The following is a 9,129-nucleotide window of genomic DNA, read 5'->3' as shown; positions in this document are numbered from 1 at the left end:
TTATTGAGCATAGTCACCACCCTGTATTTGTTTTTTGGGATAATTAATATTATACAGGATGATTGTGCTCCAGGCTACCCTAAACCGGTAGCCTATTTTATTTGCCAACTATAATTTTACTCTAAGAATAATTTCTAGTTTTTTCTGTAAACCTATTGATTTTTTACGTAGATATGCTATAATAATATTAGGAGGTGAGGGAAATGGATAAATTGCAAATCGTCCTTGCAATCCTAGGAATTATCTACTTAGCACTTCAAATAGTAGATAAAGTCTTAGAAATCCGAAAGAAGTTGTGAGGTTGGGGTAACCCCCCAAACCTTACCTCCTAAAAATAATAAGAAGATAGGATGGTGATTGTTATGTCAAAGCAGTTATTAATCCATCAAATTTCCCTTGCCACAGGTACGGTATTTCTTATTCTTGCAGCACTAGCAAAGAATTTTTGGTTAGTTATGCTAGGAATCGGCATGATTGTTTATAGCAATAACAGAATCAAAAAGTCGAAAGGTTGATATTATGACTAGGGAAGAACTTATTAAATTGATCCAAGAAGAAACTATGGATAGCAATGAAGTATGTGAATATCTTGGAATCAGCAAACAAAGGCTTTCAGATATGAATCGGACTGGAAAACTAGAGGCTGTAAAGAAAGGTATCTACCTAAAACAAGACGTTGTAGCTCGGAAGGAAATCCAACATGATCTCAGAAATAAGTATTATAGGCCAAAATGCTAAAACCTACCAAATATCCGGTAGGTTTTTTGTGGTGGTGGGTAAAAACTAAAAACTCATGCTCTATTGCATGAGTTCTGCACCGTATTTATTTAATTTAATTCCAATGATTCCAATTGTTTGAAATCAATTTTACAAGGCAGATTTAGCTCATTAAGACTATCAGTATCTACTCTTTTTTTAAAATCAAAAATAGTAAAGCCAGTTATCTCATCAGTTTCTATGTCTTTCAAAACAACTAGCCCTGGTGTTTCTTCTTCTCCATATGAAGGCCGTGGTTCTCCAATGCTTAAATACAAAATATCAAATTTCCTATCGTAGTTTATTTTTAACATACACTATTCCTCCTGAATCTATCCCTCCAGAAATATCTTTTTGTGGCCATGCACTTACTACTTCTCCGGTCATATTTCCATCATCAATTTGAACTACCACTTTAGTATACATTTTGGGATAAGAAGATGTAGGTACTTTTGAGAAATAAACATCTCTTATTGGCGATTGACTACTTTTATAAATTACTTCTGGTTCCTCAATTGTGCTCTTTATTGCATTAAGGTTATCTCTCATTATTACGTGTCCTGAGACAATATGCTCATTGAATCTTTCGGTAGAGCATGATATTATATAACCACGAGGATCTGTGGTAGTAAACATCTAACCACCTCTATTTCTCACTACTATTATTATTCATCTGTGAAAATTTTATTTCCCCAAAATTTTCTTCGTATATACGTACTTGCTCTGTTAATAACATTGCTAATGCTTTGGCAAGCTGTGGGCTCATATATATTTCAGCTTTATCAACAACATTTTCTCCAACTATTATATTTTTTTCATCTCTTAATGGCGACATAGTGTAAAACGTACATAATACATCATATACGGATGTATTAATATCAACCCTATTAGCATAAACACGCTTTTCACTCATAAACACATCCTCCTTTTAAAAATAACGCTCCATCTTATCTCTAACAATATCAAAATTCCTTTCAAAATACAAGGTTTGTCGAACGTTTTTTTGTTTTATTTGAGCATTCTTGCCATTTCTTATATTTGTCTATACATCGCCTATCTATATTTCATATATACTAACATCAATATTTTATTTGATACCACTAAAAGATAGTACAAAACATTTCTCAAAAACAAAAAAAGCCAGGGCCTAAGCCCCGGCTAATTTTACATTTTTATTCAATTCCAAAACTGCAGATTCAATGAGTATATCCAACTGCTCCATAGTAATTTTGATTCCTTGTTTTTGCAAGAAATTAATGACATATTGTTTTTTCTTTTCTCCCAACCCGGGCTGCCTGTAAATCTGTTCTGCTGCACTTACAGCTATTTTAACCCAAAATTCTGCGTTTTTCTGTTGTTCAATAGTTGTTTTACTTTTGATATAAGGAATCACAATATAAGTAATAATAGCTCCAATAAGGGCTATCACTGCCGTTCCTATTTTTACAATAACATCTCCATCCATTATTCTTCAACCACCTTTCTACCGGTTATTTTTTCATACAATCTTACCATTAGCACCGCTGCCTGTTCCCGTGTGAGCGGGCTCGTAGGATGAAACGTGCCGTCGGTATTTCCACTGATTAGATCCAGATTTTTGGCAGCTTCAATATATTTGGCACTCCAACGGCCATCTTCTACATCTTTAAATACTTTCCCCATAGCCAATACCTCCTTCATGAATTCTTTTTTGTCTAGCAAGGATCCAGGACATGTTTTTTTCACTCCAGGACCTTCATTGTGAAATTTGATGGACTCTGGACCAAATCGTTCTGCAAAATATCTGGCCAATTTAATTAAACTTTCCTTTTGTTTGCCTTCAAGTTTATCACACCCAATATCGAAGTTTCCTAGCATTTCTACTGCAAAAGCCCCGGTATTCCAACCCTGGATACTTACAGGATCCTTAGAAAAATTCCTGCCGGTTACGAAAGTCCCATCTGGCATTAGGGTAACGTGCTGTGCAATATCCTGCCACTTATTTGTTTTTGTATGATAAATGTACATTCCTTCCTGTAGCTGAATATGATTCTTCCCGTTAAAATTTGAATGATCTGGTTTCCATGTATGATGAATATGCAGTTGCCTGTAACTGTATTTTTCAAGACGCTTTAGTAATTCCTCAATGGTTACAATCTCAAATCTGCTCAATTTTATCACTTCCTTTTTGGATCTCACTCTCCAGGATCTGCTCCTGCTTTCGCTTCGTCCATATGAGCAACCATTTTAGATCCGCTCCAGCATCACAAAGATTCTCTAGTATAGATTGCGCTTCCCTTAGAAATACTACAGAATATACAACTGTGGCCAAGAACACACTAACCTGAGTAAGCATCGTAACCCTGTAAGAAAGCCCTGCCAGGATTGCCACAACTAAATAAGATATTAGTTTAATTTTCGTGCCTTCCCACAATGTCTTTGACCATATTACCTTTGTTTTGACAGCATTTCGATAGCTGCCAGCCTGTTTGCTAAGGGCAATATATTTCGTAATGATATCCAAAAGAATGGTGATTCCTACCGCCATGGTTGCAGTTTGATACGCTTGATCAGGGAATAATATGTAGTTGATACAGGCCAATATTATCCCCAAAAAAGGTTTTGCCCCTGAAATAACCTTTTCACCATAGTGCTGCCATTGCTCCATTGACATTCCTCCAATCAAAAAGGAGAGTCATAACTCTCCTGTGTTATTGTATAAGATGCTTCCTGTATTCATGTTGTACGTTTTCGTCTGAATATTGGGCATAGATTTGCGTTGTTGACGGATCCTCGTGGCCCAATATCTTTTGTACAGTCACTAGATCAGCACCATTATTGAGCATTAGCGTGGCAGTTGTATGCCTCAAGAGATGTGGGTATACATTCTTTTCAATACCGGACATCTTTCCTATTTTGGCCACTTCCCTCTCTATACTCCTACGACCTAACCTTTGAATGGGCTGTCGCTCGGTTACAAATAGTGCTTCGCAAGTATCTTTTCTACTTGATAGATACTTCTGGATATGGACCTTTGATTTTGGGCTTACATATACGATACGTTCTTTGTTGCCCTTTCCCACTACCCGTACAGACATATTGCCCCAGTCAATATCATACCGATTCAGCTTAACAACCTCGTCTAATCTGCAGCCAGTGCTATAAAAGAATTCTAACATGGCCCTTTGTCTTAGAGTCTTGCAGGCTTCCCTCATGAGTTCAAGTTCTTCAATGGTGAGTGCTTTACATAGCCGTTTTTCGATCTTTATTTGCTTGATTTTCCTCATTGGACTCTTGTTGATATATTCTTCATTCTCAAGCCAATTGAAGAAGCTTCGCAAGATAGATATTTCGGTGGATAAAGTAGTGTTCTTGACGCCAGTTTTGCCGTATGCCGCCAAGTACATACGGATATCCATGGCCGTTATGTCCTCAATATTTTTCTGGATGAACAATGAGAATCGGCTAAGGTGCCTCTTGTAGTTTTCCAATGTCAAATTGCTAAGGCCGTCTATTTTCTTTGACGCCAAGTACAAAACCAATTTGTCCGTGATATCGTTTCTGACGGCCAATGCCCTCTCTACAGGGGTAACATCATAGTCGTACAGCACTTCTTCTAGGACTGCTCGCAGCTTATGCTGATCAATGGATGGATCCTCTAACATCATCCTGCCAAGGACCTTAACCACAACTTCTTCTCTGCTCATATGTTCCCCCTTTTTAATTTGTTCGAAGGAGATCTATTTAAGAAAAAATTTTTTCTATTTTACGTCGCAATAGTATCCTATTGTGTAATCAAATCTTCTCTACCTTTTTCAATCAGATATGCGTCTATCCCTTCCTTTAGGTCTGGTCGTTTAGATATGACGTAGTCGTAAGTGTAAGCCCCGTCGATAATTCGCTGTGCTAGATATGCCGCCATATTACATACCTCCTAACAGTAAATCATCTAATGCTTGTTGCAATAATTCTATTCTTTCTTGTAGTAATTCTATTTCATTTAATTTTTGTTTCATTAAATCTTCTTGCGACAATGGCCTACTTTCTAATTCAAAGAACACTTCTTTTGTCTCTAAATTTAAAAATGGAACATAAACATGTCCAATCGGTGCGTGTGCAGGTGGCTCCGGCATACTTTCTATAAAATATCCTCCTATTTTTTCTTCTTCTGTCAATGTTTCTGGCATATGATGTACTAATATGATTTTTATTTTATTTTCGTTTATTTTTTCCCCTTTAATAAATATCACAAATAATCCCTCCTTATTGTGGTGTTACATTGGTGATAAATTCATAATAAAAGTAATTATAATTTGCACTCGTATAATATGGTATAATAATATTTTTTCTATGATTTATAAAGGGCGAACATGGTGGCGTTATCGAGAGGTTTAGTGTCTTTTTTGCCAGCAAAACCCCGGATTCATTGTAAATTCCAACTCCAGAATTTCCAACAGCATATAATTTCCCATTGATCCAAAACAACGAATGTCCTGCTAAAATGTTGAATAAAGTAGCGACCACACTACCATTTAAAGAAGATAATTTTTTTGCTGTTGAACCATCATAGACCCAAACATTATCGTTATCGTCTATGGAAACACTTTTCACAAAAGTTGAATTAAATGGAGAAACTTCCCATATTCGTGTTCCAGAAGAATTATAAAGTCTAACTTTTCCATTGCTTGATACTACTCCATCTCCTGTTGCTATTGCCCCAGATGAACCACTAGCAATCTTGTCTGATGCAGGCGATTCAGACGCAGACCATATAATTGAACCATTTGATAAATTTAATTTTCGGAGAATCCCAGAAGATGTTACCATTGCCACATTATTGTCACTTGTAAAACAGAAATCATTGACGCCTCCTGTGGGTGTTGTATTCCAAATATAACTCGTCCCATTGTATCTGTATAAATTATTATTTATATGCAATATTACGTTTTGAGAATTAGGAATTACTTTAATAACGCCAGAATACCCAGAATTAATTTGAAAAACAGTATTGCTTGCTTTATCTTGTTTTACATATTCAGGATCGTAATTACTCCCACGTTTTATAAAATAATATCTATTGCCTAAATTGTCTATATCTAACCCCATCGGAATGCTATAAGAACCAGACGCTCCCACAATTAGGTCAAGAATTATTTCTGAAGCACTTATTCTGCTTGCTGGAATGTTGTTGCCAACCAAAGGCTCCAACATTCCAGTTACACCAAATATATTTACTCCTTGCTTTATATTGCTTGCAGTCAAATTGGCAGACCCGTACACCACTCCAGACCCACTATGGTATCCTTGCGGAATGGTTTGATTTGTTGTGCCTGGAGTAATATTTACAGTCCCTCTATTTGGCATTGTACCAACAATTTCTCCTGCGTCAGTAGTTGCAGTTTTACCAGAGAGAAGGTCTGACGCAGTCGCATTACCACTCGCCCCTTCACCCTGTAATATAAAATTTGTGCCATTATACCTCAAGGTGTAAATACTTCCAGCTTTTAAGCCTCCAGATGTTACGTCATTGCCATTAGGCTTTTTGATACTTTTTGCACCTAGACCATTTACATTGATTGTACTTGCCCCAGTATTATCAATATTTATTTTTACAACAACACACATGCCTTCTGTATATGCAGTTGGAGCTGGGGTAAGTGTTACGGCATAAGTATTGGCACTTCCTGTCGCTACTGCATAATTGCTATGTTTCACATTATCAGCCAAATGCGACGCTTGTTCATCGGCTAATTCTTGCAAAGATTTCGTTGGCGCATCCCACCAGTTTGGTTTGCCGGTTATAGCTTTTATCCGGTTTGCGAACCAAGATACCCACTGCACAAGCTTTCCTGGGCCATTACCAGTCGGTACTTGGGCAGGATCTGCCTCTGGTGTCAAAGCTTCGTCTATCTTGTCCATATTACTATTATCATCTTCAATGTTATAAAAATCGTCTTGCCCTGGCTTTTTCAAATTATAATTCTGTGTAAGTTCGGCCATTATACAATCACCTCATTTCTTATATTTTTGTGGGTGTACATCTGCAATTGACCATGGGTAAGCTGCCCTACTCTACTGTGTTGATTATATCGAAGTTCTACAGATAGCACTAGGTTAGTAGGAGCCATTTGCTTGACCAACTTCTCTACCTCATCGAACATTCTCTTTTTCGTGAGCTCAATCTTTATTCCCAGGCTATAGGCACCTAAAGTCATCTCATAACCATCTTCTCCGCAAAGCTGATCTAATTTACTTTGTAATGTTCTATAAGTATAGGGAAGTTTATCATTCCAGCGTGCTTGAATTCTGAAACGTCTAGTTTCCAGTGTATCATCGGCAAATGGAGTGATTTTTAGTATTTTTTCTCGTCTTGCTATCCCACGTTCTGTAGCTGTTTCAATAAATTGATCATCTATCAGATCTTCTACTGTTTGCCATACTGCTTCCAATTCTGAATTTTCAGCCTTTGCAATTTCCTTCATCTCTCGTATCTCTTGCAGAATCAGAGGCCAATACGCTTCTACCGGTTTCATATCGCTGTCACCTCACCCAAGATGGGTATCTCTACATTATTCAGCACTAGATTTTGAGCTACTCCATTGATTTTAGTATTCTGGATATCCATCACACCTGGCACATTCAAGATACGGGTTTCCAGTTGACTGATTCTCACGACTATGTTTTCTACATCTGCCCATTCTTGCTTTAGTTCTGCAAAATATTCATTGATCACGTTCTCCACTCCAAGCTTCACGTCTGCCCATACATACCCACTCTGAAAGGTTATATTTGATTCAATATCTATGATTATTTCCGTCGCACCTTCAACTGTTACAACGTGGCCAATGGGAGCGAATCCGTATCCTTCTCCTTGATTTTCCACTGGATCCACTGCAGTCTGCACTTCATCGATGAGGACTTGGGAAGGCTTGTTATAGGTACTATCAATGATCACTAACTTCACAGTTCCTCCACCATTCCACACAGGAAATACCTTTACTCCACCAACTCCATTCAGACTATTTACCTTTTGCTTGTAGTCGGCTATATTACCACCAAAGGCTTGACTATCCAGGTTATCAAAATATCTTTTTCTCAAACTTTCATCTGATTCTTCATCTTCTCCAGGAATGAGAATATCCGCTAATGTTGCCGATACTAATCCGCTGATATATTCTATCGGAAGCAATTGGCCAATATAGCTATTTCCTACCTCCCCAGCAGTTTCACATTCTAACTTAAATTCCCCATCTGTAATTTTCTCGATAACCATATAATTTAAATCGTCTCCACTAAATCTACTGCCTATTGGAACATTAAAAGATACATCATTATTTCCTATAAATATTCCTTTTCTAATAGCCTTTGTGGCTGATTTTCTGTTAATTCCTCTCTCGGCCGCTCTCCGTGTCAAATCCTCCCCTGTAGCGGTATCTGCATAGATCCTATCTTCTAAGAAATATAAATCTACGTACATTTGTGCCAATTCTGCAGCCGCAGGGGCAAGGGCATCATAGATCATACTTCCTTCTCTTTTGTCTATATTATTTGGAACTCTAGAGAGCATTCTTTGCAATATATATTCAAATGTCATGTCTTCAAACACTATATGCTCACCTCCCTAGATGCTTCTACATCTCCAAAGATTGTATGGACAGTAAAACTCACAACAACACTTCCTTTGTGTGACGTGAAAGAAAAACCGTCTACCCTGATAATCCTATCATCCTGAAGCAAGGCCTCTGTGATTCTTCTTTTTAACTCAGGATATACAAAGGATTTAGGCTTTCCAAATAAATCCTCTAGCTCTATACCATAGTTCCAGCTATATATTTCATGTTGATATCTTTCTGTAAAAAGTATCTTGTGTATGGCCTGCTTCATAGCTTCAATACCATCTGTATACCCTGCCACCCTGCCTTTTTCAAAATTTAGTTGATAGGTATGGGTAGGTTGTTTGATAATTTCAAAATCGCTGTCAGCATCATAGTTTATTTTCGGGATCATGCCTTCACCACCCTATTTAGCACAATAAACTTCTGTCCGCCTTGAACGCGAAGAAGCACCACCTGTTCACCAACCTTTAACCCGTTATAGATAGTTATTTCATTGATGGCTGCATCCTGAAATGTTATTTTATAATTAGTCCCCGGTATATCCTGCATATCATAGGGCTTTACGATATTCTTTATGTCTGGGTTATCAAAGCTTACCTTAGTCTTATAATCCCGTACCTGATCTGTCAGGAACAGAAACTCGGCGGGAATATCTAGTCTTTGTTCAACATTAATTACTAGTGGATTCACTGACTTAACTATACCTAAGAAAATAGCAACAGGAGCCGTTTGTTCTACAGCTTGTATCCCTGCCTTTTTAAGTAACTTTAACATATCC

Annotated in this window: 16 protein-coding genes; 2 read left to right on the top strand and 14 right to left on the bottom strand. The window is 37.4% G+C overall.

The annotated features are described in order from the left end of the window. The first annotated feature begins 362 nt into the window (after positions 1 to 362). Together AN619_RS15800 and AN619_RS01395 are read left to right on the top strand one after the other, a co-directional pair. Positions 363 to 515, top strand: a complete 153-nt coding sequence (locus AN619_RS15800; protein WP_157064865.1) for a hypothetical protein — start codon at positions 363 to 365, stop codon at positions 513 to 515. Positions 516 to 519: 4 nt separating this feature from the next. Beyond that, positions 520 to 738, top strand: a complete 219-nt coding sequence (locus AN619_RS01395) for a helix-turn-helix domain-containing protein (RefSeq protein WP_068554353.1) — start codon at positions 520 to 522, stop codon at positions 736 to 738. 89 nt (positions 739 to 827) lie between these two features. Here the strand turns inward: AN619_RS01395 and AN619_RS01390 are convergent, their stop codons facing one another. The 14 genes from AN619_RS01390 to AN619_RS01330 all read right to left on the bottom strand — a co-directional run bounded on the left by AN619_RS01390 (position 828) and on the right by AN619_RS01330 (position 9,125). Continuing rightward, positions 828 to 1,070, bottom strand: coding sequence for a DUF2283 domain-containing protein (locus AN619_RS01390; protein WP_068554352.1), 243 nt, complete (start codon positions 1,068 to 1,070; stop codon positions 828 to 830). Beyond that, positions 1,048 to 1,392: a hypothetical protein gene (locus tag AN619_RS01385; RefSeq protein WP_068554349.1), complete on the bottom strand. Its 345-nt coding sequence runs from the start codon at positions 1,390 to 1,392 to the stop codon at positions 1,048 to 1,050. The genes AN619_RS01390 and AN619_RS01385 overlap by 23 nt, the downstream gene beginning before the upstream one ends. Before the next feature lie 10 nt (positions 1,393 to 1,402). Continuing rightward, entirely contained in the window at positions 1,403 to 1,669 is a 267-nt protein-coding gene (locus AN619_RS01380) for a DUF3467 domain-containing protein (RefSeq protein WP_068554347.1), read from the bottom strand. Positions 1,670 to 1,903: 234 nt separating this feature from the next. Beyond that, positions 1,904 to 2,221 (bottom strand): phage holin, LLH family, encoded by a 318-nt coding sequence (locus AN619_RS01375; RefSeq protein ID WP_068554345.1) that lies wholly within the window; start codon positions 2,219 to 2,221, stop codon positions 1,904 to 1,906. Beyond that, a complete protein-coding gene (locus tag AN619_RS01370; RefSeq protein WP_068554343.1) occupies positions 2,221 to 2,907 on the bottom strand; it encodes an S-layer homology domain-containing protein in 687 nt (228 codons plus the stop codon). Before AN619_RS01370 ends, AN619_RS01375 begins: the two co-directional genes overlap by 1 nt. Continuing rightward, positions 2,894 to 3,403, bottom strand: a complete 510-nt coding sequence (locus AN619_RS01365; protein WP_068554342.1) for a phage holin family protein — start codon at positions 3,401 to 3,403, stop codon at positions 2,894 to 2,896. Before AN619_RS01365 ends, AN619_RS01370 begins: the two co-directional genes overlap by 14 nt. Positions 3,404 to 3,446: 43 nt before the next feature. Further along, entirely contained in the window at positions 3,447 to 4,442 is a 996-nt protein-coding gene (gene xerA / locus AN619_RS01360) for a site-specific tyrosine recombinase/integron integrase (RefSeq protein WP_068554341.1), read from the bottom strand. 77 nt (positions 4,443 to 4,519) lie between these two features. Further along, positions 4,520 to 4,657: a hypothetical protein gene (locus AN619_RS16100; protein ID WP_198153206.1), complete on the bottom strand. Its 138-nt coding sequence runs from the start codon at positions 4,655 to 4,657 to the stop codon at positions 4,520 to 4,522. Position 4,658: 1 nt separating this feature from the next. Further along, entirely contained in the window at positions 4,659 to 4,985 is a 327-nt protein-coding gene (locus AN619_RS01355) for a hypothetical protein (protein ID WP_068554340.1), read from the bottom strand. Positions 4,986 to 4,998: 13 nt separating this feature from the next. Beyond that, positions 4,999 to 6,735 (bottom strand): outer membrane protein assembly factor BamB family protein, encoded by a 1,737-nt coding sequence (locus AN619_RS01350; RefSeq protein ID WP_068554339.1) that lies wholly within the window; start codon positions 6,733 to 6,735, stop codon positions 4,999 to 5,001. After that, positions 6,735 to 7,268 (bottom strand): putative phage tail protein, encoded by a 534-nt coding sequence (locus tag AN619_RS01345; RefSeq protein ID WP_068554337.1) that lies wholly within the window; start codon positions 7,266 to 7,268, stop codon positions 6,735 to 6,737. Before AN619_RS01345 ends, AN619_RS01350 begins: the two co-directional genes overlap by 1 nt. Beyond that, positions 7,265 to 8,341, bottom strand: coding sequence for a baseplate J/gp47 family protein (locus AN619_RS01340; protein WP_068554335.1), 1,077 nt, complete (start codon positions 8,339 to 8,341; stop codon positions 7,265 to 7,267). Before AN619_RS01340 ends, AN619_RS01345 begins: the two co-directional genes overlap by 4 nt. Then, positions 8,341 to 8,742 carry a DUF2634 domain-containing protein gene (locus tag AN619_RS01335; protein ID WP_068554333.1) on the bottom strand — a complete coding sequence of 134 codons (402 nt, stop codon included), beginning with the start codon at positions 8,740 to 8,742 and terminating at the stop codon, positions 8,341 to 8,343. The genes AN619_RS01340 and AN619_RS01335 overlap by 1 nt, the downstream gene beginning before the upstream one ends. After that, positions 8,739 to 9,125, bottom strand: a complete 387-nt coding sequence (locus tag AN619_RS01330; protein ID WP_083524921.1) for a DUF2577 domain-containing protein — start codon at positions 9,123 to 9,125, stop codon at positions 8,739 to 8,741. The genes AN619_RS01335 and AN619_RS01330 overlap by 4 nt, the downstream gene beginning before the upstream one ends. Positions 9,126 to 9,129 lie beyond the last annotated feature (4 nt).

Origin of the sequence: Thermotalea metallivorans (genome assembly GCF_001562415.1) — a bacterium.
GTDB classification, from domain to species: domain Bacteria; phylum Bacillota; class Clostridia; order Peptostreptococcales; family Thermotaleaceae; genus Thermotalea; species Thermotalea metallivorans.
The sequence above is the reverse complement of the archived record's forward strand: the minus strand, read 5'-3'. Positions and strand labels throughout refer to the sequence as shown.